At 53.6% G+C, this 25,981-nt stretch carries 26 protein-coding genes; 9 read left to right on the forward strand and 17 right to left on the reverse strand.

The window, feature by feature from the left end; genetic code table 11:
• The first annotated feature begins 121 nt into the window (after positions 1-121).
• Both PZBJ_RS05275 and PZBJ_RS05280 read left to right on the forward strand, forming a co-directional pair.
• Positions 122-832: an SDR family oxidoreductase gene (locus PZBJ_RS05275; protein WP_101761530.1), complete on the forward strand. Its 711-nt coding sequence runs from the start codon at positions 122-124 to the stop codon at positions 830-832.
• A 139-nt stretch (positions 833-971) separates the two neighbouring features.
• On the forward strand, positions 972-1,415 hold the full coding sequence (locus tag PZBJ_RS05280; RefSeq protein ID WP_101761531.1) for a hypothetical protein: 444 nt from the start codon (positions 972-974) through the stop codon (positions 1,413-1,415).
• A 128-nt stretch (positions 1,416-1,543) separates the two neighbouring features.
• On the opposite strand, the gene PZBJ_RS05290 is transcribed toward PZBJ_RS05280, so the two are convergent.
• Positions 1,544-2,563 (reverse strand): MBL fold metallo-hydrolase, encoded by a 1,020-nt coding sequence (locus PZBJ_RS05290; RefSeq protein WP_101761532.1) that lies wholly within the window; start codon positions 2,561-2,563, stop codon positions 1,544-1,546.
• A 134-nt stretch (positions 2,564-2,697) separates the two neighbouring features.
• Between PZBJ_RS05290 and PZBJ_RS05295 the strand changes: the two genes are divergently transcribed.
• The 3 genes from PZBJ_RS05295 (at position 2,698) to PZBJ_RS05305 (ending at position 4,864) form a co-directional block, all read left to right on the forward strand.
• Positions 2,698-3,027, forward strand: coding sequence for a gamma-glutamylcyclotransferase family protein (locus tag PZBJ_RS05295; protein ID WP_101761533.1), 330 nt, complete (start codon positions 2,698-2,700; stop codon positions 3,025-3,027).
• Between the two features lie 141 nt (positions 3,028-3,168).
• Positions 3,169-3,972 (forward strand): MBL fold metallo-hydrolase, encoded by an 804-nt coding sequence (locus PZBJ_RS05300; protein WP_167391181.1) that lies wholly within the window; start codon positions 3,169-3,171, stop codon positions 3,970-3,972.
• A 91-nt stretch (positions 3,973-4,063) separates the two neighbouring features.
• Positions 4,064-4,864: a MetQ/NlpA family ABC transporter substrate-binding protein gene (locus PZBJ_RS05305; RefSeq protein WP_101761535.1), complete on the forward strand. Its 801-nt coding sequence runs from the start codon at positions 4,064-4,066 to the stop codon at positions 4,862-4,864.
• Between the two features lie 41 nt (positions 4,865-4,905).
• Here PZBJ_RS05305 and PZBJ_RS05310 read toward each other — a convergent pair whose 3' ends face one another.
• Positions 4,906-6,015: an SDR family oxidoreductase gene (locus PZBJ_RS05310; protein ID WP_101761536.1), complete on the reverse strand. Its 1,110-nt coding sequence runs from the start codon at positions 6,013-6,015 to the stop codon at positions 4,906-4,908.
• 347 nt (positions 6,016-6,362) lie between these two features.
• Between PZBJ_RS05310 and kup the strand changes: the two genes are divergently transcribed.
• Positions 6,363-8,231 carry a low affinity potassium transporter Kup gene (kup, locus tag PZBJ_RS05315; RefSeq protein ID WP_101761537.1) on the forward strand — a complete coding sequence of 623 codons (1,869 nt, stop codon included), beginning with the start codon at positions 6,363-6,365 and terminating at the stop codon, positions 8,229-8,231.
• Positions 8,232-8,581: 350 nt separating this feature from the next.
• On the forward strand, positions 8,582-8,887 hold the full coding sequence (locus PZBJ_RS05320; protein WP_101761538.1) for a YdgH/BhsA/McbA family protein: 306 nt from the start codon (positions 8,582-8,584) through the stop codon (positions 8,885-8,887).
• Positions 8,888-8,910: 23 nt separating this feature from the next.
• On the opposite strand, the gene PZBJ_RS05325 is transcribed toward PZBJ_RS05320, so the two are convergent.
• The 4 genes from PZBJ_RS05325 to leuC are packed head-to-tail and all read right to left on the reverse strand — an operon-like array spanning position 8,911 to position 12,874.
• Positions 8,911-9,873 (reverse strand): LysR substrate-binding domain-containing protein, encoded by a 963-nt coding sequence (locus PZBJ_RS05325; RefSeq protein WP_101761780.1) that lies wholly within the window; start codon positions 9,871-9,873, stop codon positions 8,911-8,913.
• A gap of 31 nt (positions 9,874-9,904) precedes the next feature.
• On the reverse strand, positions 9,905-10,819 hold the full coding sequence (locus PZBJ_RS05330; protein WP_101761539.1) for an alpha/beta fold hydrolase: 915 nt from the start codon (positions 10,817-10,819) through the stop codon (positions 9,905-9,907).
• Complete coding sequence (gene leuD, locus PZBJ_RS05335; protein WP_101761540.1) at positions 10,816-11,451, reverse strand: 3-isopropylmalate dehydratase small subunit; 636 nt, start codon at positions 11,449-11,451, stop codon at positions 10,816-10,818. Before leuD ends, PZBJ_RS05330 begins: the two co-directional genes overlap by 4 nt.
• A 1-nt stretch (position 11,452) precedes the next feature.
• Positions 11,453-12,874, reverse strand: a complete 1,422-nt coding sequence (gene leuC / locus PZBJ_RS05340) for a 3-isopropylmalate dehydratase large subunit (protein ID WP_101761781.1) — start codon at positions 12,872-12,874, stop codon at positions 11,453-11,455.
• A gap of 455 nt (positions 12,875-13,329) precedes the next feature.
• Here leuC and mqo point away from each other — a divergent pair, with 455 nt between their 5' ends.
• Positions 13,330-14,976, forward strand: a complete 1,647-nt coding sequence (gene mqo, locus PZBJ_RS05345) for a malate dehydrogenase (quinone) (RefSeq protein WP_101761541.1) — start codon at positions 13,330-13,332, stop codon at positions 14,974-14,976.
• 90 nt (positions 14,977-15,066) lie between these two features.
• Here mqo and PZBJ_RS05350 read toward each other — a convergent pair whose 3' ends face one another.
• From PZBJ_RS05350 to PZBJ_RS23990, 5 genes are all read right to left on the reverse strand, one after another.
• Positions 15,067-16,317, reverse strand: a complete 1,251-nt coding sequence (locus tag PZBJ_RS05350; protein WP_101761542.1) for a flavin-containing monooxygenase — start codon at positions 16,315-16,317, stop codon at positions 15,067-15,069.
• A gap of 125 nt (positions 16,318-16,442) precedes the next feature.
• Positions 16,443-17,261 carry an ABC transporter permease gene (locus tag PZBJ_RS05355; protein WP_101761543.1) on the reverse strand — a complete coding sequence of 273 codons (819 nt, stop codon included), beginning with the start codon at positions 17,259-17,261 and terminating at the stop codon, positions 16,443-16,445.
• A 1-nt stretch (position 17,262) separates the two neighbouring features.
• The gene (locus PZBJ_RS05360) at positions 17,263-18,117 is read right to left on the reverse strand and encodes an ABC transporter permease (protein WP_101761544.1); all 855 of its coding nucleotides are present in this window, start codon (positions 18,115-18,117) and stop codon (positions 17,263-17,265) included.
• A 63-nt stretch (positions 18,118-18,180) separates the two neighbouring features.
• Positions 18,181-19,212 (reverse strand): polyamine ABC transporter substrate-binding protein, encoded by a 1,032-nt coding sequence (locus tag PZBJ_RS05365; protein ID WP_101761545.1) that lies wholly within the window; start codon positions 19,210-19,212, stop codon positions 18,181-18,183.
• The gene (locus PZBJ_RS23990; RefSeq protein ID WP_146001284.1) at positions 19,202-19,501 is read right to left on the reverse strand and encodes a hypothetical protein; all 300 of its coding nucleotides are present in this window, start codon (positions 19,499-19,501) and stop codon (positions 19,202-19,204) included. The genes PZBJ_RS05365 and PZBJ_RS23990 overlap by 11 nt, the downstream gene beginning before the upstream one ends.
• 79 nt (positions 19,502-19,580) lie before the next feature.
• Here PZBJ_RS23990 and PZBJ_RS05370 point away from each other — a divergent pair, with 79 nt between their 5' ends.
• Positions 19,581-20,543 carry a LysR substrate-binding domain-containing protein gene (locus tag PZBJ_RS05370; protein ID WP_101761546.1) on the forward strand — a complete coding sequence of 321 codons (963 nt, stop codon included), beginning with the start codon at positions 19,581-19,583 and terminating at the stop codon, positions 20,541-20,543.
• A gap of 32 nt (positions 20,544-20,575) precedes the next feature.
• Here PZBJ_RS05370 and PZBJ_RS05375 read toward each other — a convergent pair whose 3' ends face one another.
• From PZBJ_RS05375 to argE, 6 genes are all read right to left on the reverse strand, one after another.
• On the reverse strand, positions 20,576-21,505 hold the full coding sequence (locus PZBJ_RS05375; protein ID WP_101761547.1) for a 2-hydroxyacid dehydrogenase: 930 nt from the start codon (positions 21,503-21,505) through the stop codon (positions 20,576-20,578).
• Positions 21,502-21,951, reverse strand: coding sequence for a type II 3-dehydroquinate dehydratase (locus tag PZBJ_RS05380; protein WP_101761548.1), 450 nt, complete (start codon positions 21,949-21,951; stop codon positions 21,502-21,504). Before PZBJ_RS05380 ends, PZBJ_RS05375 begins: the two co-directional genes overlap by 4 nt.
• Positions 21,952-22,015: 64 nt before the next feature.
• On the reverse strand, positions 22,016-22,627 hold the full coding sequence (locus PZBJ_RS05385; RefSeq protein WP_101761549.1) for a glutathione S-transferase family protein: 612 nt from the start codon (positions 22,625-22,627) through the stop codon (positions 22,016-22,018).
• Complete coding sequence (locus PZBJ_RS05390; protein WP_240632881.1) at positions 22,624-23,622, reverse strand: NAD(P)H-quinone oxidoreductase; 999 nt, start codon at positions 23,620-23,622, stop codon at positions 22,624-22,626. The genes PZBJ_RS05385 and PZBJ_RS05390 overlap by 4 nt, the downstream gene beginning before the upstream one ends.
• An 18-nt stretch (positions 23,623-23,640) precedes the next feature.
• Positions 23,641-24,789, reverse strand: a complete 1,149-nt coding sequence (locus PZBJ_RS05395) for an ABC transporter ATP-binding protein (protein WP_101761551.1) — start codon at positions 24,787-24,789, stop codon at positions 23,641-23,643.
• Positions 24,790-24,828: 39 nt separating this feature from the next.
• Positions 24,829-25,980 carry an acetylornithine deacetylase gene (gene argE, locus PZBJ_RS05400; RefSeq protein WP_101761552.1) on the reverse strand — a complete coding sequence of 384 codons (1,152 nt, stop codon included), beginning with the start codon at positions 25,978-25,980 and terminating at the stop codon, positions 24,829-24,831.
• Between the last annotated feature and the right edge of the window lies 1 nt (position 25,981).

The raw sequence follows: 25,981 nt of genomic DNA on the forward strand, positions 1-25,981 counted from the left end.
GCGCATCAATGCGCACCCTAAAAAAGCTGTATGGCGAAAGCCAGCAATTCATAGTCAATTTCGGCATTTGCCTGCGGCCATCCTTTTCCATAGCTTGAAATCATCAACAGGAGAGGAACCTATGACAGCATCAGCACTACCGGTCGCGATTGTCACCGGCGGCAACAGCGGCATTGGCCTGGAAACCGTGAAGTTATTGGCGGCCGATCATCAGGTTTACGCGATTGGGCGCAATCAGCAAACGTTGCAGGCTTTAGAACAGGTCACCAATGTGATTCCGCTTGCACTGGATATCACAGATTTTGCCGCCGTGGCCGCGTTCACCGCCACATTAAATCGGGTTGATGTGCTGGTGCATTCGGCGGCGATCTCGATTCTCAGTACCACCTTCTCCGCCACGCCAGAACTGTGGCAACAGCACCTGAATATTAATGTCATTGCGCCTGCAGAACTCACGCGCTTAACCTTGCCCGCCCTGCGCGCCTCGCAGGGCAAAGTGGTGTTTATCAACTCCGGCTCCGGGACGCTGGCGTTAGCGGGACACGTCATTTACTCCGCCTCCAAATTTGCCCTTACCGCGCTGGCGCATGCGCTGCGTAGCGAAGAGAGCGAACATGGCGTGCGGGTTGCGACAGTCGCGCCCGGCCCAACCGATACGCCGATGAATCAAGCCTCGCGTGCCCGCGCGGGTAACCATGCACCGATCAATCCGCAGGAGTATCTCGATGCGAGTTCGGTGGCGCGCGCCGTGCGGTTTATTGTGGATAGCCCGGAAGATACGCAGATTGCAGATATTGTGATTCGTCCACGCCGCGATAAAGCCAGGCGCTGATTCAGCAGTAAAAAATCCGTAATGCGAGGCTGCCATCCGGCGGCCTTTTTCTTTTTTACGTTTTTTTAGCAATATTCTCACTGCTCATTCGTCTACCTCATCACCAGCAGTTATCCGTTAATGTAATGAGGACAAAACAATGAGAGATTTTGATATGCACAGACGCGGTCATCGGGATCATTTTGGCGGTCATCGCCTGGCGAAACCGCTGCTGATGGGCGCGGTGATTATCGCCGCACTGGGCTTGTTGGTGATGTCGCTGTGGAATGCGTTGCTGCCGGGCATCATCGGCGTGAAAAGCATCGGTTTCTGGCAGGCGCTGGGCTTGCTGGCGTTGTGCCGCATCTTGTTTGGCGGTTTGGGATTCCGTCCGGGCATGTTCGGCATGGCGCGTCGCCGCATGCACGAACGCTGGATGCAGATGACGCCAGAACAGCGCGAAGAGTTTATGCAGCATCGCCGCAATCGCTTTGGTCATCGTGGTCATCACGATCGCTGCGACTGGCATGGTCGTCGTGATGAGCGAGGTGAAACGCGTCCGCAGCCAGAGAATAATCCGCCCAAATCCAGCGACGCCGGGTAAGCGTGATGGCGCAGGATTCACTGCTGATGTCGGCAATCACCGCCTGCCGCACTAAGCTAAATGCGTTCATTCGCGGGCGAACTGACGAAATAACCGGATAACCCGATTGCCTGGCAATCGGGCATCATTTACCACCACTTTTTCTCTTGCTGCGGCTGCAAAAATTGCACGCCCTGCCCGAGTTGTGGCATCGACACATTAATCTGCTGTTCCTGCGCCAGCGTCACGATTTGATTAAGCGGATCATTCCATGCATGAAACGCTAAATCGAAAGCGGCATTGTGAATCGGGAACAGCCATTTCGCGTTAAGGTCAATAAAGGCTTTGATGGTGTCTTGTGGCAGCATATGAATATCGGCCCAGCGACGGTCATAAGCGCCGTTTTCCAGAAAGGCCATATCGAACGGGCCGAATTTATTACCGATCTGTTTGAAACCATCGAAATAACCGGAATCCCCGCCATAGAACAGGCGGAAATCATCGCTGATAATGCTCCATGAGCACCACAGCCGCTTATTACTGTCGAACATGCCACGGCCAGAAAAATGCTGCGATGGCGTGGCGACAAAATGAATACCGCCGATATTCTTTGATTCCCACCAATCCAGCTGGGTGATTTTTTCCGACGCAACGCCCCAGGATATCAGTAAATCACCGACACCCAGCGGCGTCAGGAAATAGCGCACGCGATCTTTGAGCTGCAAAATGGTGTGATAATCCAGATGGTCATAATGATCATGCGAAAGAATAACCCCTTCGATGGGCGGCAAATCTTCAAGCGCAATTGGCGCAGGCTGGAAGCGTTTCGGGCCAAACCACTTAAAGGGTGAGGCGCGCTGCGTAAATACCGGATCGGTCAGCCAGTATTTGCCCTGCATTTTAAATAGCAATGATGAGTGGCCAAGGCGAAATACGCTGTTATCCGCCGCAGCCGCAAGTTGCTGCGCGTCGAGTTTGATGAGCGGCAGCGCAGATTCAGGTGCGGTATTTTTCGGTTTGTTAAAGGCAAAATCCCAGAATAGTTTGGCGAACTCAGTTAATCCTAACTGCTGGCGTGGGATCTTATTGTTAAACCTTTTGCCATCAAACTGAGCGGATTGCGGATAGCGTTTTATATTGCAGCGACAAATGCTCGAACTATTCAACATTGATCTTTTACCTCTCATCGCGGGTCCTTCAGAATAGTCACTTTTACGGCAACGCACATCGCATATTGGGCGGTTGATGACTTCGCTAACGCCGAGAGTTAAAGTAACGCTTTTGCTTGATTTTATGAGGGAAAATGAAACGTTTATTTGTTTACGGTACGCTCCAGCCCGGCCATTCAAATGCGCATATTCTGGAAAACATCGGTGGCGAATGGCTGGCGGGAACGGTTTCAGGCACATTTTATGAACGCGGCTGGGGCGCAGCAGCAGATTTCCCCGGCATTGTGTTGCAGGAAAACGGCCCACGCGTGCCGGGTTATCTGTTTATCTCAGAGAAACTTGAACCGCATTGGCCGATGCTCGATGAGTTTGAAGATGGCTACGATCGCGTGGAAGTTGATGTCACCACCAGCAATGGCGAGCTGATCACGGCGTGGATTTATCAGTTGCAGCCGCAACTTTAACTTCACAATGCCAGTATTTACGCCCGATTTCCTCTTCCACCCCCAATGCGATGCAACGTCCTCAATACAATCTGTAATGATCTGCGCGCGTCCTGATTTCGGCTTCTAGAATGAATCTCAAATAGACGAGAGGAATTCATGATGATCAAAGTCTGCACCGCCTGCGGCACATCTTACGATGAGCAACAGAGTCAAATCGAACACTGCAAAATATGTGAAGACGAACGACAGTTTGTGCCGGCCAGCGGGCAAAAATGGACTCCACTGAACAGCCTGCAAGCCACACACTGCAATAAATGGCAGCAGCACGCTGCCAACGTGTTCAGTCTGCAAACCGTGCCCAGCTTTGCTATTAATCAACGCGCGTTTCTGCTGCAAACGCCGCACGGCAATATTCTGTGGGATTGCATCGCTAATTTCGATAATGCCACCAAAGCGATTGTTACCGCGCTCGGCGGTATTCACGCCATCGCTATTTCGCATCCGCACTATTACAGCACCATGCAGGATTGGGCAGCGGCATTCGACGCGCCGATCTATCTGCATGCTGACGATAGTGAATGGATTATGCGCGACAGCCCGCATATTCATCTTTGGCACAATGACGAGCTGGAAATTGTGCCGGAAGTGAAACTGGTTCGCCTTGGCGGACATTTTGCCGGCGGATGCGTATTGCATTGGACGCACGATGACGGCGTGCTGTTGAGTGGCGATATCGTGCAAGTCACGCCTGGCGCGGATGCGGTGTCATTTATGTGGAGCTATCCAAATATGCTGCCGTTACCGGCGGCGGCAGTCAGCGATATTATGCGTCGGCTGGCGGCGCTAAAATTTTCGCGCTTATACGGCGCATTCGAGCATCGCCAAATTCTCACTGACGCGCAGCGGATCGTGATGCAGTCGGGCGAGAAATATATTGCCTGCTTGCAGAAGTCTCTCTCCTGAACGAATTGTAAGCAAACGCGCCGTGGATGGATGTACAGACGTCTAAACATCCATTATAGTCCGTTCCCTACGTTTAAAGGGAATCCGCGCAATGAAGAAAATTTTACTCACGACGCTGCTGGCTGCATCCGTGGCGCTGCTTAGTGGCTGCAACAAAGACGATGAAAATCAAATCAAAGTGGCCATTAATACCGGACCAGACCAGGCGCTGTGGGATACCGTGAAGCAAGTGGCGCACGACAAATATCAGCTGGATGTCGATGTGGTGGCCTTCAATGATTACGTGCAGCCGAATGAAGCGCTGTTCAACAAAGATGTCGATGCCAACGCCTTCCAGAGCCTGCCTTATCTGGAGATGCAATCCAAAGAGCGCGGCTACCACTTCGCCGTGGTCACCAACACCTTCGTGTTCCCGATTGCAGGTTACTCGCGCAAGATAAAATCGCTGAAAGCGTTGCCTGACGGCGCCACCGTGACCCTCTCCAACGAAGCCACCACGCTCGGCCGCAGCCTGCTGCTGTTGCAGGCGCAGGGCTTGATCAAAGTGAAACCGGAAGCGGGCTTGCTGCCAACCACGCTGGATATCACCGACAATCCGAAGAAGCTGAAAATTGTTGAGGTGGATACACCGCAGCTGGCGCGTACGCTGGACGATCCGCAGGTTTATCTTTCGATCATCAACAACAACTTCGCCGCGCTGGTTAATCTCTCTGCCTCGCGTGACGGTATGTTTATGGAAGGCAAAGCCTCACCTTACGTGAATGCGATTGTGGCGCGTGAAGATAATAAAGACAGCGCCAACGTGCAGAAGCTGAAACAAGCCTTCCAGTCACAGGAAGTGCTGGATAAAGCCAACGAGATCTACAAAGGCGATATTATTAAAGGCTGGTAATTCGGCGAAAACTGCGCAGATATTAACTGCGCAGTTTCAGCTTATTTAAAATCGACCTCCATCAACTCCGCAATAGTTGCATTACACGTTGAAGCGACACAATGATGCAAATAGTCAGTAAACTTTGACGATGGCGGCATACCCAGCTCCAGCAATTTTTCATTGCTGAACACCACATTCAGTTTTGAAAAATGTCCATACAGATTCATGGCGCGTAATAAGATGCGTTCATTACAGGGACCAAACAGGGTAGAAAATGAGCTCCTGCTCGCTGCCAGTTCACGGTAATTCACTTTCTGATACGTTTCGGCCACCGCAACGTGTCCCGAGGCTTGTGCCATCGCCTGATCAATCTCGGCAAACGTGACGCTGCTATTTTCACCCGCTGAAATATGAATAATCGTCTTCTCCACGTTGGGAGCCGTCAATAACAACTCCAGCGCATCGGCACAGTAATCGACCGGCACCACATCAATACGGTCATTCAGCTCACACATAAATTTGCCTAAGGTGAGCACCATGCGAAATACCCAAAAAATGCTTGGCGACGGCGCACAGCCACAGTCCGAATGCCCCACCACAATGGATGGTCGCGCGATGACTAAGGGCAGATTAGGTAACATCTCGCTCATCATTCTTTCCACCGTCGCTTTACTCCACGTATATTCCACAACGTGTTGTTCGCGCAGCGTATTCAACTCACTTTCCACCACCAGCGAATTGGCTTCGGGCGCACACGACATAGCGGTACCGACATGCACAAAGCGCTTGAGCCCTTTCACCCGCGCCATACGACTGGCAAATGCAAAGGTGCCTTCTACATTGACTTTCCAAATCAGGGGATTCGCGCCAAACGAGGCAACAGCGGCGCAGTTAAGCACATGCGTAACCTTGGTCAAGCGCGCATCGTCAATAAACCGTTCCGGCTCAGCAAGATCGCCTATTAAGATGTTCTCGTGGGTGAGCCTGTTTAATTGACCGGCTGCAACGCCAAATTTAATCAGGTTTTCCTTAATTCGCTCTAATCCTGCAGCTTGACTATTAGCCCGCACTAATAAAAGTAGTCGGTAATGATCACTTTTCTTGAGCAGATTAACCGCGACCGCACCGCCCAAAAATCCAGTTGCACCCGTTATGAGTACTGTATTCATATTTTTAACCCACCGGTTCGTTACAGGAAAAACTGTGCATTTAGCTGGCTAGAATCTATGCTCGCGTGGGTAAATGGTGAATAAATGCCCTGTGCTTTCCTGCGGGTAAAACCGCTCCAGTGAGCATTGGTTTATATATGTTTAAATGTGATATTTGGGCCTCAGTGCGCAGTCAAATATTCCACTACGCTCAGCGTGAAAAATGAGCGCGATATAAAAATGGTGTAAAAATATCGGCGTTACGCGTAAAAATGCTGTACGTAAATTCGCCTGCCACTGTTCGCTTCGGTCGCAAACAGGTATGTTCGCCCTCATTAGCCTCAACCCTGATAAACCACAGGAAATTTATGAGTCAAAGTGAAAAACAGTCCTTGCCTGCTGGCATGCTGGCGGCCGCGGGGATCGTGTTTGGGGATATCGGCACCAGCCCGCTTTATACCCTTAAAGAGTGCCTCTCCATTTTGCCTAATGGCGCCGTCTCCACCACCACAGTGATGGGATTTTTGTCGCTGATTTTCTGGGCGCTGACGCTGATCGTGACGCTGAAATACGTCTGCTTTGTGATGCGCGCCGATCATGATGGCGAAGGCGGCGTATTAACGCTGATGTCGCTGGCACGCCAGCATGTTGGGCCGAGAGCCTCGCACATCATTGTGTTAGCAGGCTTGATTGGCGGCGCGTTCTTCTACGGCGATGGCGTGATCACGCCGGCGATTTCGGTACTGTCGGCGATCGAAGGTATCGAAGTGGTGTCACCTGAGCTGGATAAATATGTGGTGCCGCTGGCAGTGGCGATTCTCACGCTGCTGTTTATGATCCAAAAACACGGCACCGAGAAGGTCAGTAAAGTGTTCGGCCCGGTGATGTTTGTCTGGTTTGTGTCGATTGCCCTGTTAGGCATTCGCGGCATCCTGCTTAATCCCGAAGTGCTATACGCGCTGAATCCCTCCTATGCGCTGACGTTCCTGCTTAGCCACAAAGCGCTTTCGTTTGCCGCGCTGGGCATGGTGGTGCTGGCGGTGACCGGCGCGGAGGCGCTCTATGCTGATATGGGACATCTGGGCAAAGCGCCGATTCGCATGGCCTGGCTGGTGATCGCCATGCCCGCGCTGGTGCTTAACTACTTTGGGCAGGGCGCGCTGGTAATTGCCGATGCGCAGGCCCTCAATAACCCGTTCTTTAATCTCGCGCCGGGTTGGGGACAGATCCCGCTGATTGTGCTGTCAACGCTGGCCACGGTGATCGCCGCGCAGTCGGTGATTACCGGCGTGTATACACTGACGCATCAGGCGATCCGTCAGGGATTTCTACCGCCGATGCGCATCATCTTCACCTCGCACACGGAATCCGGTCAGATCTATATTCCGGTGGTGAACTGGCTGCTGTTTGTCGCGGTGACGGTGATTGTGCTGGCGTTCCGACAATCATCAGCGCTCTCTTCGGCGTACGGCATAGTGGTGACCGGCACCATGGTGATCACCGCGTGTCTGGCGGGCGTGGTAGCGCTGCGTAACTGGAAGTGGCCGCTGCCGGTGGCGCTGGTTTTCCTGCTGTGTATGTTAAGCATTGATGTGCCGCTGTTCAGCGCTAACCTGATGAAACTGCTGTCCGGCGGTTGGGTGCCGGTGCTGCTGGCGCTGAGCATGATGGGATTGATGCTCATTTGGAGCAGCGAGCGTAATCGCCTGATCCGCAAGTTGAATAACGATCCTGAGAGCCTTCAGGCGCTGGTGCGATCGCTGGAAACCCATCCGCCCAGTCGTGTGCCGGGCACCGCAATCTTCCTCTCACGTAAAGAGCATGAGATTCCGCAGGCGCTACTACATAACCTTAAACACAACCGCGTGCTGCATAAACGTGTGGTGCTGCTGCATATTCGCACCACCGATATCCCGCGCGTCTACAACCAGAAGCGTCTGAGCATCACTCAATTGTCGCCAACCTTCTGGCAAGTGACCGCCGCTTACGGCTGGCGCGAGACGCCATCGATGGCCGAGATCCTGCATTTGTGCGGGTTGGAAGGAATGGGTTGTACCGTCAATGAAGCCTCGTTCTTTACCTCGCACGACACGCTGGTGATGAAGAAGAGAAAAGGTTTGATGCGCATTAAAGGCGGTATTTTCCACTTCTGCCAGCGCAATGCGCAGCGCGCACATGAGCAATTTAATATCCCACCGAATCGGGTCATTGAATTGGGCGGGCAGCGCGAATTTTAATCTGCAGATGACATAAAGCGCAGGGATTGTAGCGGCGCAGTTCATTGCGCGATAAATCGCGCCGCTACTGTTCAGGCGTTATATTCAACCTCCTGTCGACTGTTAGGGTTAACACACCAAATGTAACCAGATGCAAAAATAGTCGCGTAAGGTTGAATGAGTTGTGGCTGAATCTTTCTTAACATCTAATTAGCAATTAAAGCTAAAACGCTTAACTTGAAAAGGTGTTTATTAACTTCACCGGCAATCATCACTCGCCGTAAACATTTAGGGTGTCAGCACATTACCAACAATTGAAAGATTCGTAGCTGCGGCCATTGGCTCAGTTATTATTTGCGAGGAGTATCGCCATGAAACAATTAATTAATGACGTAATATCTATTTTCACACCGCAATCTGTTAAACCGGTTTTAATTCGCGGCGATTTAACCCATCGCGAACTTTCATCGATTCATCCGGTAGGCTTTACTTCGGTGAGCTGGGCGACTTCAATGGAAGAGCTGAATGACGCCTTTGTGCAGAAAGCCGTTGCTGCCGGTGCGGTGGGTTATCACATCACCGAAGTGGAATCCCACGAACCGGCGCACGATGGTCAGCACGTCATGGCCGCCACTGCCACCCTTTATCACATCAATAGCAAAGTGGCTTATGGCTAATGTTTATCTTCGATCTGCTTAAATCACAGCCTGCCCTTCATCGTCGGCAGGCTTTTTTCTGCAAAATAGTCGACAAGAAAATCAATAAACACTTTAATGCGTGGCGATTCAGACGCGCGCTGCGTGTAGACCGCCCAGACATTTGCTTCCTGATACCATTGCGGTAATACGTGCAGCAATTGGTTTTCGCTTAAATACGGCGCCACATCCCAGGCAGAACGCAACGCAATACCGTGCGATTTCAGTGCCCAATTCAGAATCACTTTTCCGCTGTTCGATGAATAATGGCTATTCAGGCGACAAACGATTTTATTTTCGCCGTCCGTTAACGTCCAATGCCCAAAGGTATTATTATTCTCATTAATAATAAGACAGCTGTGATCGATTAAATCATCCAGCGTCTCCAGCGGACGTGACCGGGCTAAATAATCTGCCGTAGCACAAAGAATACGCCGATTGGCGGCTAATTTTCGCGCAATGTAGGCGTGATTCACATCATCACCCACCCGAATATCGACGTCAGTGCCTGACTGCAATAAATCAATATCGCGATCGCTGAGCATCAATTTGATGTTCAGTGACGGATGACGCGTCATAAATTCGGCAATCGCATCGGACAAATAATCCTGACCAAAGCCAAATGAACAGGCCACAGTCAAATCGCCGGTTAATTCGCCGCGCCACTGCTGAAAGTTATTCAGGAAGGAATCCATTTCGTGCACCACGTGCAATGCACCTTCTAGCGCCTTTTCACCTTCTGGCGTCAGGCGCATCACGCGGTTGGTGCGGAAAAACAGCCGGGTTTCCAACTGCTTTTCGAGGATGGCAATCCGCTTGCTGATGTAGGATGGCGACTGGCCGAGCTCAATCGCAGCGCGGCCAAAACCTTCATAGCGCGCTACGCTGATAAAGACATACAGATCTTCGACCGACGGCCAACCCTGAAGCGGCTTCTGATAACTTTTTCCGGCAAGCAGTATTTTCATCACCATCACGGCGTTAGCGAAATTTAGCCGGTTATAACACAGAATCCAGAAAGCACTGAAGCTGACTTAAAAACAGTTCAGGCACTTCCTCATGCGGTGAATGACCGCAAGGTAATGCGTTGCCCTGAATATTGCGCGCTTTGTCCCGCCAGGTTTCCACCACGTTATATAACTGGCCAACCGTGCCCTTTTCTCCCCATAACAGCAGCAGCGGCGCTTCGATGCGTTTAGCGCTGTCCTGCGCATCATCGTCTAAATCAATCGTCGCCGCGGCGCGATAATCTTCGCATACCGCGTGAATCATCTCTTTATTTTGATAACAGCGCAGGTAATCGTTGAATATTGCTTCTTCGGTGGCACCCGGCGTTTTTAATTGCCCGTCAATGTGTTTACGCAGGAATAACGCCGGATCGTGGCCGATCAGGGTTTCAGGTAATGGATAAGGTTGAATCAGGAAGAACCACCAGAAATAGCGCGTGGCAAACGCTTTGTTGGTTAAGGCGTACATGGTCGCGGTCGGCGCAATATCAACAAATACGCAGCAGGAGATTTTTTCCGGATGATCAAGCGCCAGCCGATGGCCCACGCGCGCACCGCGATCGTGCCCGACAAACGCTACGCGCTCTAAATCCAACGCCTCGATTAACAGGCTGATATCCTGCGCCATCACCCGTTTCGAGTAAGCGCGATGCGTCTCATCACTCGGCGGCTTGTCGCTGTCGCCGTAACCGCGCAGATCTGGCAGGATTACGCGATAATGCTGCGCCAGCTGCGGCGCAATTTTGCGCCACGCCAGATGATTTTGCGGATGTCCGTGCAGCATCAGCAGTGGCGGACCTTCGCCACCCATCGCAACGCGCAGCGTCACGCCGTTCGCCAGACGCACATCACTCAGCGTAAAGCCGTCAATAAAGGGTGAATCACCGCGTGGCGTAATCTCACTCATGCTGGTGCATCCTGTTGGATTTGATCGCGCTTCAGCCACGGACGCTGGGAAAAATGCTGCGCTTCAAACTGGGTGATGTCAGATTCGTACTGTAACGTCCAGTCCACCGCGCTGCCGCCGCCCAATAACATCTCGCGTTTCAACGCACTGACCGAAAAGGCAATGCGTTGATTATCGAAGAGGATCGCCTGTTGTTCCAGCGACACGGTAATGCGATTACTGGCGGCATTGTTCGCAACCTCGCTCAGGCGCTGATAATCCTCTTCGCTTAACGTCAGCGTCAAAACGCCATTGCGCTGGCAGTTATCGTCGAAGATGCCGGCAAAACTGGTGCCGATAATGGCGCGGATGCCGAGCTGATTAAGTCCCCAAACCGCATGTTCGCGGCTGGATCCACAGCCGAAATTGGCGCCCACCAGTAAGAAGGTGGCGTTTTCCCAACCGGCTTGATTAAGAATGAAAGCGGGATTTGGACGGCCGTCGGGCAGGAAGCGCAGGTCGAAGAACACACCGCGATCCAAATTCTTACGATCGATGCCTTTGAGAAACTGCTTTGGCATGATCACATCGGTATCAATATTGGCCGCCGGTAGTGGCGCCAGCGTGCCCGTCATGTTGTTAAATGCTTCCATCTCAAACCTCTGCAGTCATGAATTTGCGGACATCAACCAGATGGCCGGCAATCGCGGCGGCGGCGACCATCGCCGGGCTCATTAAGTGCGTGCGCGCACCCGCGCCCTGGCGGCCAGGGAAATTGCGGTTGGTGCCGGACGCACAGCGATCGCCGGGCGCTAACACATCTTCGTTCATCGCCAGGCACATTGAGCAGCCCGATTGACGCCATTCAAAACCGGCGTTGACGAAAATCGCGGCTAACCCTTCCGCTTCTGCTTGCTGACGCACCTGCGTCGATCCCGGCACGATAATGCCACGCACGTGCGGCGCGATTTTGTGTCCGTCGATAATCGCGGCGGCAGCGCGCAGATCTTCAATGCGGCCGTTGGTGCAGGAACCAATAAAGGCATGCGTGATGGCGATCTCCGCTAACGGCGTGCCGGGTTCCAGCCCCATATATTTCAGCGCGCTCCGCAGCGTCTGCTGTTTCACCGCATCTGCTTCCTGCGCCGGGTCGGGCACGTGGCCGGTAATGGCACTGGCTTGATCCGGGCTGATTCCCCAGGTCACTTTGGGTTCAAGATCGCTGCAGTCGATAGCGATGCGGCTGTCGAAACGCGCGTCCGCATCGCTGCGTAAATCGCGCCACTCCGCAACGGCCTGCTGCCACAACTCGCCGGTCGGCATTTGCGGTTTGCCGGCGATATAGGCAAACACTTTTTCATCCGGCGCGATAATCGCACCGCGCGCACCGGCTTCCACTGCCATGTTGCACAGCGTCATGCGCCCTTCCATGCTCAGCGCTTCGATGGCAACACCGGCAAATTCAATGGCAAATCCGGTTGCGCCTGATGCACCAATCTGCTCGATCAGCGCCATGATGATGTCCTTCGCCGAGCACCCAAACGGCAGCTCGCCGCTCACCGTCACCAGCATGGTTTTAAGGGTGCGATAAATCAGGGTTTGCGTCGCCAGCAGGTGCTCGATTTCCGAGGTGCCGATGCCGAAACCGAGCGCGCCAAACGCACCGTAAGTGGTGGTATGGCTGTCGCCTGCGGCAATCACCATACCGGGCATTACCAGGCCTTGCTCGTGTGCGACGACGTGTTCGATGCCTTGACGCGGGTCAAGCACATCGAACAGTTCGATGCCAAAATGCGCGGCGTTCTGGCGAAAGTAATCGACCTGTAACTGCCCGCCCGCATCGGTCATCGCATCATCACGCTCGGGGCGCGTCGGGTTGACGTGATCGACATTCAGCAAAATGGTGCCCGGATTACGTACCGGACGCTGGTGATCGCGCAGGCCGCTAAACGCCTGCGGGCTGGTGTATTCATTGAGAATCGAGCGATCGATGTAGAGCAACACATGCCCTTCATCATCTAACTTACGAACCACATGCTGATCGATCAGTTTTTCATACAGTGTTTTGTTAGCCATGCCGTTGCCCACGCGAAAAGTCACACAAGTCATTAGAGACGTTAGGGTAAACCAGTTTGTACGCGGGGAATGAACACGCTCCGTGAAGTGATGTTTTATGAAATGTGCAGTAGGTAAGTTGGTCGCCATGAACAGCTAAAACATCGCGCACGCTTTGTAGCGGCGCAATTGATTGCGCGATGAATCGCGCCGCTACGCAATGTGCATAAAATAGCAGGAGTTTTATTTGACCTAAGTCGCGTCTCCCGATATAAAGAATAACCGCGCTGCTTAAGCGGTTATCCCCGACTTATTTCCTCTTCTGCCTATATTTCACGCTATTTTATTTTTTTAAGTTAATTAATTAACACCAATACTTTATTAACTAAAAACAAGTTAATCATTCCGTAACAATCTCTTAATGTGCAAACCGAATTTTTAACGTTCACCTGCATTGCATAATAAGTAGGACTGGAATGACTCACACCAAAAAGATCGTGTCTGCCCTATCACTGGCAGCGCTGCTTGTCTCATCAGCGGTTCGCGCTGAAGACGCACCAGAAAAAACTGACGTTCTGCTGATTGGCGGCGGCATCATGAGCGCCTCGCTCGGCACCTGGCTGCAAGAGCTGCAACCGGGCTGGAAACAGCTGATGGTTGAGAAGCTGGACGGCGTCGCGCTGGAATCGTCCAACGGCTGGAACAACGCCGGTACGGGTCACTCTGCTAACATGGAGCTGAACTACACGCCCGAGCGTGCAGACGGTTCAATCGACGTTAGCAAAGCGCTGGAAATTAACGAATCCTTCATGATTTCGCGCCAGTTCTGGACGTCGCAGGTGCAGCGCGGTGTGTTGCACGATCCGCACTCCTTCATTAACTCTACGCCGCACATGAGCTTCGTCTGGGGCGACAAAAACGTCGAGTACCTGACAAAGCGTTACGATGCGCTGCAGAAAACCACCCTGTTCCAGGGCATGAAATTCTCTACCGATCATCAGCAGATCCAGCAATGGGCGCCGCTGGTGATGGAAGGTCGTGACCCGAACCAGAAAGTTGCGGCAACCTGGACGCCAGTCGGTACCGATGTTAACTACGGTGAAATCACCCGTCAGCTGATCGGTAGCCTGAAGAAAGATCAGAACTTCAAACTGGAAACCTTGTCAGAAGTCACTGATTTCAAGCGTAACAGTGATAACTCGTGGCACGTCACCATCAAAGATGTGAAGAGCGGCGATAAGCGTTCAGTTGATGCGAAATACGTGTTCATCGGTGCAGGCGGCGGCGCGATTAAGCTGCTGCAGAAAACCGGCATTCCGGAAGCAGATAACTACGGCGGCTTCCCGGTCGGCGGTTCATTCCTGATGACCGAGAACCCAGAGATCGCTAATCGTCACCTGGAAAAAGTATACGGTCAGGCTTCTGTGGGTGCGCCACCGATGTCGGTTCCACACATCGATTCACGTACCCTCGACGGTAAGAAAGTGGTGCTGTTTGGACCTTTCGCTACCTTCTCCACCAAGTACCTGAAAAACGGTTCGCTGTTCGATCTGCTGAGCGCGACCACCACCAGCAACATTATGCCGATGACGCATGTGGGCATCGACAACTTCGATCTGGTGAAATACCTGATTGGTCAGGTGATGCTGAATGACGACGACCGTTTTGCTGCGCTGAAAGAGTACTATCCGAACGCGCGTAAAGAGGACTGGAAACTGATTCAGGCGGGTCAACGTGTGCAGATCATCAAGAAAGATGCCGAAAAAGGTGGCTTGCTGAAACTGGGTACCGAAATCGTGACCGATCAGCAGAAAACCCTGGCGGCACTGTTGGGCGCGTCACCGGGCGCATCGACTGCTGCACCAATCACCCTCGACGTGATGAAAAAGCTGTTCCCAGAGCAGTTCGCTTCGCCAGAGTGGCAGCAGAAGATCCGCGCTATCGTGCCAAGCTTCGGTCAGAAGCTGAACGGCAACACCGCGCTGACGCAGCAAGTTTGGGACAACACCGCAGCGACGCTGCTGTTGACCAAGCCGCCGGTCATCAACATGGGTGATCAGACGGTTGCGCCAACGCAGGCTAAGCCGCGTACCGAATCAGGCAAACAGGATATGGCGCTGTAATTCCCGCCAGAAGTGAATCAAGCCGGACACTGTCCGGCTTTTTTATTGTCTTTTCTAGGGGCGCCATTAACGACGATCTCACGGAGATTTTTACGACTTTTTATAATCGGTGTAGGCGTTTTGTAAAACCACATGGTCGGCAATATATTTGGCATCGTGCCATACGCCATAAATAAACGATGATGCGCGATTCACCAGATTGGGCAAGCCAAGGAAGTAAATACCCCGTTCGGCGGAAATACCGCGTTTATGGAACGGCGCACCATTAGCATCAAAGGCATCCACTTTCAGCCAACTAAAATCAAATTTAAAACCGGTGGCCCAGATAATGCTGGTAATACCTGCGGCCTGTAGATCCAGTTCTGATAATGGATTAATTAAACATTCTGGATCTGGCAATAATTCCCATGCTTGCGGCTCGGGCGGTAAGTCCAGGCCATTACGTTCAATATAGGCATCGGCATCACGCAGTACGTCGAAATACGCTTTGTCGCCTTCAGCAATATTGTCCATTATACCCTCAGCAAAGCTCAGCACGCCGTTATCCCAGGTTTTGGTGATCCCCACTAACGTAATGCCCATGTGCGCCAGTCGGCGAAAATCGACCGTTTTGCCACCTTCATAACCACTCACGGCAAAAGCAACGTGCTGTTTCTTCGGCTTGATTTTGACTTCATCCCATAAGCCCAGCGCGCCCAGCCACCAGCAATAATCGCGGTCACGATAGGAACGTGGCGGACGGTAATGTTCGCCGATGGAGAGCGTCACTTCACGGCCAGATTTACGCAACTCTTCCGCAATTTGTGAGCCTGAAGCACCAGCGCCCACCACCAGCACGCCGCCCTGCGGCAACTGCTGCGGATTTTTATACGCCGATGAATGGATCTGATGCAGCGCAGCGCTTTCCGGCACGATCTGCGGAAAAGCGGGTTTCTGGAAAGGACCGGTAGCCGCCACCACATTGTCAGCTTCAAATTCACCGGCCGACGTCAGTACCTTAAAACCGCTACGTTCTGGTAGACGCTCAACCGAATGGACTTCAACGCCGGTGCGCACCGGCGCATCGAGCATTTTTACGTAGTCTTCGAAATATTGCGCCATCCGCTCTTTCGGTGGGAACGCTTCCTGGGAAATATTATCGAATTTCATTGAAGGAAAACGATCGTGCCAGGCTGGGCCATTGGCCACCAATGAATCCCAACGTTCTGAACGCCAGCGCTCAGCAATACGGCTACGCTCTAACACCACATGTGGCACGCCCATTAACGACAGATGTTCACTCATCGCAATACCTGCCTGACCCGCTCCGACCACCACGGTATTAATTTTTTCTACTGACATGTGAGATCCCTAAGATGATCGACCCCGATCTTTTCATGGAAAAGAGTAATCAGGTGTCGGATGACTACTATTCAGATTAATAAATGCTGTGCTATTCAATAAGCACAGCATTCCGTGCGAATACATCAATGCCCTGCTTCGACGTTCAATATTTTCCCCAAGCCTAAAAACTTATTCGCGATAATTAACATCGTCGCCGTTACGGCAATATAAATAACCGACAGTGCAGCCAGCGTTGGGTCGGCAAATTCACGCACATAGTTGTACATCGCCACCGGTAAGGTCTGCGTCGCTTGCGTGGTAATAAACAGCGAAGCGGTAAATTCGTTGAAGGAGAGGATTGCGGCAAATAACCAACCGCCAAACAAGCCCGGTAAAATCAACGGCACGGTTATGGTCCATACCACGCGCAACGGCGAAGCGCCGAGGCTTGCAGCCGCCATTTCAATACGTTGCTCAAGGTTTTTCAGCGACACATACACGCTGCGCAGCACAAACGGCAGTACCAGCACGACATGGCAGAAGATCACCAGTGAATAACCGCGTCCAATGCCTAACTGCGAGACCAGCATCAGTAAGCCGAGGCCAATGGTGAAGTGCGGAATAAACAACGGTGACAACAGCACGCCTTCCAGCACCTGTTTACAGGGGAAAGTGTAACGTTCAATGGCAATCGCCAGCGTGGCGCCAATAATTACCGCCAGCGTTGAGGCCCATGCTGTCACAATCAACCCCGAATAGAAGCCGTGGCGGAAGTCATCGTAGTTAACCGCACGCTCAAACCAACGCAGCGACCAGCCTTTCGGTGGGAAGAACAGCACCGAGGTGCTACTGAAGGAAGAGATCAACACCACAATGGTTGGCAGCAACACGAACAACAAAATCGCAATCACCAGCGAGCGTCCCGCCAGGGTAATCAATTTATCATTGAGGGATCGGGTCATATCAGTGGTCTCCCATCGCATGGAGGAAGCGGCTCATACGTTTCAGCGCCATCAGCAGCAGAATGGTCAGAATCAAACCCGCTATGCTGAGCGCAGCGGCAAACGGAAAATTCATCGATGAGAAACCCAGCTGATACACCATGGTAGCCACGGTGCTGACGCGTCCACCACCAATCAGCTGCGGCGTAGCGAAGGCGCTGAACGTCCAGGCAAACGCGGTGGTCAGGCTGGAAACGATGCCGGGAATCGATAACGGAATGGTCACCGTCAGCAAGGTGCGAATCGGCCCCGCCCCCAGACTGGTCGCGGCTTTCTCATAATCAGGATTGATGTGCGACAGCGCAGTCGCCAGCATCATCACCATGATTGGCATGGTCACATGCACCAGCGCGACTACCACGCCGGTTTGGGTAAACATAAACTGGATCGGCTTGTTTATCAGACCCATCGCCAGCAGCAAGCTATTGAGGAAGCCGCTATTACCCAGCACGATGATCCAAGAATATGTCCGTACCACTTCGCCGAGAAACAGCGGCGTAATGGCGATAATCAAGATGGTGGATTTGATCCAGGTGGTGCGCGTTCTCACCAGCGCATACGCCAGCGGATAACTCATCAGCAGCCCAAAAATCGCCGTTTTCGCACTGAGCATCACCGTGTTGATAAACGCATCGGCATAGATTTTCTTGAATAGACCGTTAAAGTTCGCCAGCGTGAATCCGCCTACATCAAGCGATCCTGGAATATAGGCCCGCACGCTAAACTGCATCACGGCAAACATGGCCACCACCAGCCCAAGCGCCGTGAACGTGGCGGGGATAATGAACCAGGGTAAGAATGTCGGTTTTTTCGTCATAGACGTTGCTGCCTGAATAAAGTGTTGCGACTCACCGGGCGGCCAATCGGCCGCCGCTATTTATCAATGTGACATGATGTTTTCAGAGAACCACTGACGCCACTCGGCGGTTTTCTCCGCGCGCAGTTGCGGATCGGTGTTGATGGTGGCATTCCACTGCTCAGGCGTGGTCAGCATGCCAGGCAGCTTCGCCAGTTCTGGATCGATATGCGCATTGGTCACCGTTGGGCTGCCGCGATAAATTTTCGCCACTTCCTGCTGGATTTCCGGTTTCAGCGCAATATTTATGAACTTGTAGGCCAGTTCCGCATGTTTGCTGCCTTTATTGATACCGACGGTATCAACGCCCAAAATCGCGCCCTCTTTTGGCACTGCCAGCTTAATGTTGACGCCTTCTGCAATCATGCTGTAGGCGTTCATCGACAGCATCACCTGTACCGGCGTTTCACCTGTGGAGATCAGCTGCTGGCTGTTGGCATCATCGGTATAGAAGGATTTGATGTTCGGGATCAGCGCTTTCAGCCTGGACTGGCCTTGTTCCCAATGCGCTGCGTCCGAGCCAGAAAGTTTGGCGGACACCGCGATGATATGGCTCGGATCCCAATCTGGCAGCGCAATCGAGCTCTTCAGTTCCGGACGCCACAGATCGTTCCAGCTGGTAAATTCTTCGCCCTTCGGCACTAAATCTGGCCGGTAGCCGATGGTGTAAACGTAGCCCCACACGCCAAGGTGATACGGGCTGACTTTGGCCTGCTGTACCAGATTCACCGCGTTAGGGATTTTGCTCAAGTCGAGCTTTTCAAACAGGCCGCTATTGGCATACAGATAACCGACATGCGCGGTGGTAAAGGTGACGTCAGTTTCCGGCGAACCGCCCGCCAGCTTGGCTTTGTTCAAACGATCGATGGTGCCGCCGGTGACGAACTGCACTTCTACGCCGGTTTCTTTGGTGAACTCTTTGGCGATAGTTTGATCAATCAGATCCTTAAAGCTGCCACCCCAGGTGCTGACAATCAGCTTATCTGCGGCCACTGCATTCCCTGCGCTTAATACACACGTGGTCAATAACGTTAAGGCACCTATCTTACGCAACATATTCTTGTCCCCAATGAATGAAATGGCTGTTGTCGCTGCTTTGCACCACCGTCTGGTCCATCGCGTCGCAATGCTCTAAAACAGTGCGAAGGCGGCTCTCGGGTGTTGAAGCGATAATGCCGTTGCGGTGAGATGGGGTAAAACAGCATTTCCCTCGCTGTTGCATCAGGATTTCTGAGGCTAAAAAAGTGGCCTGCTTAACAAGGATTTTCTGAAGCAGGAGTGAGGAAGACGCGAATGGTCGCTGGCGCAAGGACAGGTGATTATGCTGTAAGTCGGAATTTGGCATAAGAAATGCTTGAGTTGAATCGACCTTATTAGAATGACTGACGCGACATGAGCGTGTCAGCGATCTCAGGAGAACCTGCATGCTCAGTCGCATCACCCAGCGTCAGCTGGAATATTTTGTCGCTTCCGGTGAAGCGGGCAGCATTATTGGCGCCTCGGAGCGTATTCACGTCTCCTCTCCGTCGATTTCCGCCGCCATCACCCACATTGAGTCTGAGCTTGGCGTGCAGCTGTTTGTGCGTCACCATGCCCAGGGCGTTTCACTCACTGCAATCGGCCACCAGGTATTAAAAGAGGCCAAACTGATCCTCGAACAGATGTCGAACCTTTACACCATTGCATCGGAATCAATGAACAACGTACGCGGCCCGCTGCGTGTTGGTTGCCTCGATACGTTAGCGCCAATGTTGACGCCGGAATTGGTGTTTGGCTTCGGCCGCGCCTTTCCCGGCGTGCGTATCTCGCTGGTGGAAGGCAATCATGAGTTGCTGTTAAAACAGCTGCGCTCAGCGGATATCGATATCGCCCTCACCTATGATTTGGTTCCCGCCAGCGATGTGACTTTCCAGTCGCTGGCGCAACTGCCGCCCTACGTGATGGTGGGCGAGCATCATCCGTTCGCCACACAGTCCGCGGTTTCGATGCAGGATCTGGCTGCTGCGCCGATGGTGCTGCTGGATATGCCGTGGAGTCGTGAATATTTTCTTGGCTTGTTCAGCGAAGCCGGGGTGACGCCGAATGTGGTGATGCGATCCAGCAGTATGGAAACGGTGCGCGCGATGGTGGCCAACGGAGTCGGCTTTGGTATCGCTAACGTACGACCTAAAGCGCATTTGTCGCAGGATGGTAAACGCTTGATTCGCGTGCGGTTGGCGGGGGTTAACAAGGCGATGCAGTTGGGTTATGCCACCATGGCGCAGGTACAGCAATCCAGGGTGGTAAGCGCTTTTGCCGAGCGTTGCCGCATGTTTATTTCCGACCAATATATTCCCGGCATGGCGGCACCGAGTTATTTCGATCCGCAAGTGGTGCGAGTGGCGTGAGATCCCTGGTCGCCATGAATGGCGACCAACGGTTAATACCCCTGCTGCGGGAAGACCTGATGCAATACCGCTTCGCCGCGTGCGGCGCGCTGGATATTCGCGGCGACCTGCGGTGCCGCGCTGGCCGGAATGGCAACCGAAGCCAAATGCGGCGTGATCAATACATTTTCCATACCCCACAGCGCATCTTCGGGCGGCAACGGTTCACGGTCAAACACATCCAGCGTCGCCTCGGCGATCTGTCCACGCTGCAACGCCTGCGTTAACGCCACCTGATCAACAATCGCTCCGCGCGACACATTGATAAACGCGCAGCCGTGCGGTAACCGTGCCAGTCGTTCAGCACTTAGTAAGCCCTGGGTTTGCGGCGTGAGCGGCAGCATCACTACCAAAATATCGCTGCCGGCGAGGAAAGCATCCAGCGCGTCTATTCCGCTGCTACAGGTAATGCCGTCGATGTTTTTCTGCGATCGTGACCAGCCGCGCACATCCAATCCCTGGCGCGCCAGCTCAAGCGCGGTGTGCGCGCCCAATTCACCCAATCCCAGCACGCCAACGCGCACGGTTTCCGGCGACCGCGGATGCAGGTAATGCCAGCGTCGTTCACGTTGTGCCCGCTCAAAAGCCGGGATGTCACGCACATAACGCAGCACGGCAAACAGCACGAAGCTGGCCATCATCCGCGCCATATGCGGGTCAGACAAACGAACAATGGGGATATCCGGTAAATCATCGCGCCCGACCAGCGAATCGACGCCCGCACCCAGATTTATAAGCAGTTTCAGGTTGCGATAAGGGGCGAAAAAACCGTGCGGCGGCTTCCACACCAACGCGAAATGCACCTCATCATCGTTTTGCACCTCTTCCGCCCGGCAAAGCGTTACGCCCGGCAGATGCGGTGCGAGCAACGTTGACCACTGTTCAAAACTGTCGAACTCGCTGTAAAAGACCAAAATACTCATGCCGCATTCGCCTTGATCAACTCAACTACCGCATCTATTGCCAGTTCGTAACCAATCACGCCCAAGCCTGCAATCACGCCAGTGGCGGCCTTTGATACCAGCGAATGATGGCGGAACGGCTCGCGTTTCCAAATGTTACTCATGTGCGCTTCGATGATCGGGCCATCAAACATCAGCAATGCATCGAGAATCGGCACCGAAGTGTAGGTCAAACCGGCGGCGTTAATGATCAATCCGGCAGCCTGCTGACGCGCTTCCTGAATCCAGTCAACCAGCACGCCTTCGTGATTGCTTTGGCGAAATTGCAGTGTGATGTTGTGTGATGCTGCCCGGCGCTGGCAGCGTTCATCAATGCTGGCAAAGCTTTCGCTGCCGTAAGTGCCGTTCTTGTCCATGCCGTACAGATTAGCGTTCGGGCCGTTAAGAAAAAAAATCTGCTGTGTCATCTGAGCTCCTGAGTCACTGTGCAGTTGTCGCCCGAAAGGGTGACCGAATGACGATTAATGGCGATCAATGCGGGCGCGTGGCGGCCATCGCGGGATGGGCATCGAACAGGGCGAACCACGCGGCAGTCCGCGGATGGTTTGCCCGCCAGTTAAGAACATCGAAGCGAAAATCGAGATAACCGAGCGCGCAGCCGATGGCAATCAAACCCACGTCATCAGGCTGCGTACTAAAACCCGCAACCTGACACTCAATTTCGCGTAATGCCGCATGGACTTTTTTCAGCTGAGCATCAGCCCAGCCTTGCCACTGCTTTTCCAATGGGCGGGCACTGAACTCGTAACGCGCCAGCAAGGCGGCATCGATCAAACCGTCGCCTAACGCCTGGCGCGACAAACTCAACCAGCGCGCATCACCCTGTGACGGGATTAAGTCGCCCTTCGCGCGGGCATTGAGGTATTCGCAAATCACGCGGCTGTCGTACAGACATGCCCCTTGTTCGGTTCGCAGTGCGGGCACTTTGGCTAACGGATTAACGATGGCGATGCGCTCATCACGTTCAACCGGATGCGCCGCCGAATCCAGAAGCTCAATCTCATTCGTGAGCCCAAGACAATGCGCAGTCACCATCACTTTGCGCACATAGGCAGACGTGGTGGCGTAAAACAGTTGCATCATGCCAACGCTCCTTGCTGAACCACGCTCAGCAACACTTTGCCAATGTTGGCGTTGGCCTCAAGGATTCGATGTGCATCCGCCGCCTGCGCCAGCGGCAAAATTTGATGCAGCGTGGGTTTGATTTTGCCTGCTACGATCAGCGGCAGCAGATGTTTGCGGATGCACACCGCCAGGCGCGCCTTTTCAGCAGCGCTTTTGGGGCGCAACGTGGAAGAGGTCAAACTCAGTCCTTTACGCATCACCAATTGCAGATCGAGCTCGATCTTCGCGCCCTGCATAAATGACAAGCTCACATGACGTCCGCCTTGCGCTAATACGCTAAGATTGCGCGCCACGTAATCACCACCCACGTTATCCAGCACCACATCCACGCCTTGCCCTGCGGTTTCCGCTGCAATCACCGCGACAAAATCCTCTTTATGACGATCAATGGCGCGCCAGACGCCAAGCTGTTGCAGCGCCGCAATTTTGTCGGCACCGCCTGCGGTGGCCACCACACGTGCACCACAGGCGTGCGCACATTGGATGGCAAAGGTGCCAACGCCGCTGGCGGCACCGTGAATCAGTACGGTTTCACCGGGGGCTAAACGGCCCAGCTCAAACAGGTTGTGCCACACAGTAAACGCCGCTTCGGGGATGCCCGCTGCATGCGCCAAAGGCAGATTATCGGGCACCGGCAAACACAACTCAGCGCGCGCCACGCAATAGTCGGCATAACCGCCACCGTTCAGCAGCGCCATTACTGCGTCGCCGATGGCGAAACCACTAACCCCTGCACCTAATGCCACCACGTTACCTGCTACCTCCAGACCGAATACATCTGAGCTGCCCGGTGGGATTGGCATGCCGTTACGCTGCATAATGTCAGGACGATTAACGCCCGCGCTGGCGACGCGAATCAATACTTCACCCGCCGCAGGTTGTGGCACGGTACGTTCTACCACCGTTAACACCTCTGCGCCGCCCGGCTGGCGGGCAATTACCGCGTTCATCATTTCAGGCACCATCGGATTTTATCCTTGCTTAGCGGCGGTAAAGGCGCACACGCCTTCATCATCAAAGGTGATGCCCACTACGCTACCCACTGGCCAGCGGGTTAGGGATTCCAGACCCGACTGGCGCGCAAACAGCGAGGCGCTGCCGAGGGCTGGCACATCAAGATGCACATCAACGTGATCGCCCTGAAACACATGGGTGATCACCGTGGCGCTCAGGAAACAATGCGAAGAGAGCGGCCCCAATTGAATGTTTTCCGGACGCACGTACACATCGAGTCGCTCGCCAACGCTCGCCTGCACGCGTTCTGCCGGCAGACGCAGCGCGTTGCCGCCCAGCTCAAGCACCGCAGCGTGATCGCGCCCGGCATAACGTCCAGGCAAGATGTTGACGTCACCGACAAAGCCCGCCACAAAAGGATCGCGCGGCTGGCGATAGATTTCATCCGGTGTACCGATTTGACGCACATGCCCCGCTGACATCACCACCACACGATCGCTCATGCTAAGCGCTTCGCCCTGATCGTGGGTGACAAACACCGTGGTGACGCCTAACTTGCGCTGGATGGCTTTCAGTTCGACCTGCATCGATAAACGCAAATTCTTGTCCAGCGCGGAAAATGGCTCATCCAGCAACAAGACTTTTGGACGGATCACCAGCGCACGCGCCAGTGCCACACGCTGCTGTTGTCCGCCGGAGAGTTCACGCGGTTTGCGATGGCCGTAACCCGCCAGTTTGACCAACGCTAATGCTTGCTCAACGCGCTCCGCGATTTCGGCCTTTGGCACCCCGCGCATACGCAGACCATAACCCACATTTTTTTCCACCGTCATATGCGGAAACAGCGCGTAGTTCTGGAACACGATGCCGATTTCACGCTGGTAAGGGGGAATTTCCGTGACCAATTCGCCATCAATAAAAATCTCGCCGCCATCAGCTTCAGCAAAACCGGCCATCAAATTGAGCAACGTGGTTTTGCCGCAGCCCGAGGGGCCGAGCAGGGTAATAAATTCCCCTTCATCAATAGTCAGGGAAATTTTGTGCAGCGCGATAGCGTCGCCGAACTTTTTCAGCACACCGTCTAATTGCACGGCGATGTTGCTGCTTTTTACTGCGGCGCGTGGCATATCGGGTTGTGGGAATCGGGTGATTTCTGCACTAACCATGAACTCTCCAAAACAATTGGTGTGACGTTGTCACAGTAATTATTGACGCATCCATGCGGCTAAGCGCTGCAACATGGCGTCACAGGCATCCAACTGAGCGATGCTGATGAATTCGTCGGGTTTATGACCTTGCGCCATGCTGCCAGGCCCACAAATGACACTGGGAATACCGGCCTGGTGGAACAAGCCGCCTTCGGTGCCAAAGGCTACCGTGCTGAAGTCGCTGGATTGAGTGAGATAGGCGATCAATCGCGCAGCGTCACTTTGCGCATCGGTTAATAACCCGGGGTAGCCACTGATAGGATAAAAACGGATCGCGCTGTCCACTGCGACGGCCTGCATACGCGGCACCAGCTCTGATTGCGCGAAGGTGTCGATCTCAGCGGCAACGGCTTGCGCGTCATGCTGGGGCAAGGTGCGCACTTCAAAATCAAAGACGCATTCCGCGGGCACAATGTTCAATACAGTGCCGCCACGAATAATGCCGGTTTGCACCGTTGTAAAAGGGGGATCAAAACGTGTGTCATGTTGTTCAGTCTGCGCCAGGCGCTCGCCTATCGCCGTTAATTGGTGAACTAGCTTCGCAGCATATTCGATGGCATTGACACCCTGCGGGGCATAGGCAGAATGGCAAGCCGCGCCCTTCACTTCGCAGCGCACACCCAGTTTTCCCTTATGACCGAGCACCGGTTGCAATTCGGTGGGTTCACCAATCAGGCAGAGTGACGGCTTTTCCGGGCGCTGCGACAGCGCCTCCAGCAAGGTGCGCACGCCCAGGCAGCCGACCTCTTCGTCATAGGAGATTGCCAGATGCAGCGGCTGCTTTAGCGGCTGTGCCAGAAAATGGGGCACTGCCGCCAGCATGCAGGCGATGTAACCTTTCATATCAGCGGTGCCGCGCCCGTATAACTTGCCGTCACGTTCGGTGAGCGCGAACGGTGGCACGCTCCAGTTTTGTCCCTCCACCGGCACCACATCGCTGTGGCCGGAGAGCATCACGCCGCCATCGCCAGCGGGTCCAAGACGTGCATACAAATTGGCTTTACTGCGTTCCGCGTTGTGAATTAGCTCACCGCTTACACCCAAATCATTCAGGTAACGCCAGACGAAATCGATCAATGCCAGGTTGGATTCACGGCTGGTGGTGTCAAACGCCACCAGCTTTTCAAGCAGTTGTCGGCTGGTAAACATG

It is taken from the genome of Pantoea endophytica, assembly GCF_002858935.1.
In the GTDB taxonomy this organism is placed as follows: domain Bacteria; phylum Pseudomonadota; class Gammaproteobacteria; order Enterobacterales; family Enterobacteriaceae; genus Pantoea; species Pantoea leporis.

Excerpts from the sequence above, each read along its gene's own strand:
- PZBJ_RS05275 (WP_101761530.1), top strand. The coding sequence starts at position 122 with ATGACAGCATCAGCACTACCGGTCGCGATTGTCACCGGCGGCAACAGC.
- PZBJ_RS05280 (WP_101761531.1), top strand. The coding sequence starts at position 972 with ATGAGAGATTTTGATATGCACAGACGCGGTCATCGGGATCATTTTGGC.
- PZBJ_RS05290 (WP_101761532.1), bottom strand. The coding sequence starts at position 2,563 with ATGTTGAATAGTTCGAGCATTTGTCGCTGCAATATAAAACGCTATCCG.
- PZBJ_RS05295 (WP_101761533.1), top strand. The coding sequence starts at position 2,698 with ATGAAACGTTTATTTGTTTACGGTACGCTCCAGCCCGGCCATTCAAAT.
- PZBJ_RS05300 (WP_167391181.1), top strand. The coding sequence starts at position 3,169 with ATGATCAAAGTCTGCACCGCCTGCGGCACATCTTACGATGAGCAACAG.
- PZBJ_RS05305 (WP_101761535.1), top strand. The coding sequence starts at position 4,064 with ATGAAGAAAATTTTACTCACGACGCTGCTGGCTGCATCCGTGGCGCTG.
- PZBJ_RS05310 (WP_101761536.1), bottom strand. The coding sequence starts at position 6,015 with ATGAATACAGTACTCATAACGGGTGCAACTGGATTTTTGGGCGGTGCG.
- kup (WP_101761537.1), top strand. The coding sequence starts at position 6,363 with ATGAGTCAAAGTGAAAAACAGTCCTTGCCTGCTGGCATGCTGGCGGCC.
- PZBJ_RS05320 (WP_101761538.1), top strand. The coding sequence starts at position 8,582 with ATGAAACAATTAATTAATGACGTAATATCTATTTTCACACCGCAATCT.
- PZBJ_RS05325 (WP_101761780.1), bottom strand. The coding sequence starts at position 9,873 with ATGAAAATACTGCTTGCCGGAAAAAGTTATCAGAAGCCGCTTCAGGGT.
- PZBJ_RS05330 (WP_101761539.1), bottom strand. The coding sequence starts at position 10,819 with ATGAGTGAGATTACGCCACGCGGTGATTCACCCTTTATTGACGGCTTT.
- leuD (WP_101761540.1), bottom strand. The coding sequence starts at position 11,451 with ATGGAAGCATTTAACAACATGACGGGCACGCTGGCGCCACTACCGGCG.
- leuC (WP_101761781.1), bottom strand. The coding sequence starts at position 12,874 with ATGGCTAACAAAACACTGTATGAAAAACTGATCGATCAGCATGTGGTT.
- mqo (WP_101761541.1), top strand. The coding sequence starts at position 13,330 with ATGACTCACACCAAAAAGATCGTGTCTGCCCTATCACTGGCAGCGCTG.
- PZBJ_RS05350 (WP_101761542.1), bottom strand. The coding sequence starts at position 16,317 with ATGTCAGTAGAAAAAATTAATACCGTGGTGGTCGGAGCGGGTCAGGCA.
- PZBJ_RS05355 (WP_101761543.1), bottom strand. The coding sequence starts at position 17,261 with ATGACCCGATCCCTCAATGATAAATTGATTACCCTGGCGGGACGCTCG.
- PZBJ_RS05360 (WP_101761544.1), bottom strand. The coding sequence starts at position 18,117 with ATGACGAAAAAACCGACATTCTTACCCTGGTTCATTATCCCCGCCACG.
- PZBJ_RS05365 (WP_101761545.1), bottom strand. The coding sequence starts at position 19,212 with ATGTTGCGTAAGATAGGTGCCTTAACGTTATTGACCACGTGTGTATTA.
- PZBJ_RS23990 (WP_146001284.1), bottom strand. The coding sequence starts at position 19,501 with ATGCCAAATTCCGACTTACAGCATAATCACCTGTCCTTGCGCCAGCGA.
- PZBJ_RS05370 (WP_101761546.1), top strand. The coding sequence starts at position 19,581 with ATGCTCAGTCGCATCACCCAGCGTCAGCTGGAATATTTTGTCGCTTCC.
- PZBJ_RS05375 (WP_101761547.1), bottom strand. The coding sequence starts at position 21,505 with ATGAGTATTTTGGTCTTTTACAGCGAGTTCGACAGTTTTGAACAGTGG.
- PZBJ_RS05380 (WP_101761548.1), bottom strand. The coding sequence starts at position 21,951 with ATGACACAGCAGATTTTTTTTCTTAACGGCCCGAACGCTAATCTGTAC.
- PZBJ_RS05385 (WP_101761549.1), bottom strand. The coding sequence starts at position 22,627 with ATGATGCAACTGTTTTACGCCACCACGTCTGCCTATGTGCGCAAAGTG.
- PZBJ_RS05390 (WP_240632881.1), bottom strand. The coding sequence starts at position 23,622 with ATGATGAACGCGGTAATTGCCCGCCAGCCGGGCGGCGCAGAGGTGTTA.
- PZBJ_RS05395 (WP_101761551.1), bottom strand. The coding sequence starts at position 24,789 with ATGGTTAGTGCAGAAATCACCCGATTCCCACAACCCGATATGCCACGC.
- argE (WP_101761552.1), bottom strand. The coding sequence starts at position 25,980 with ATGTTTACCAGCCGACAACTGCTTGAAAAGCTGGTGGCGTTTGACACC.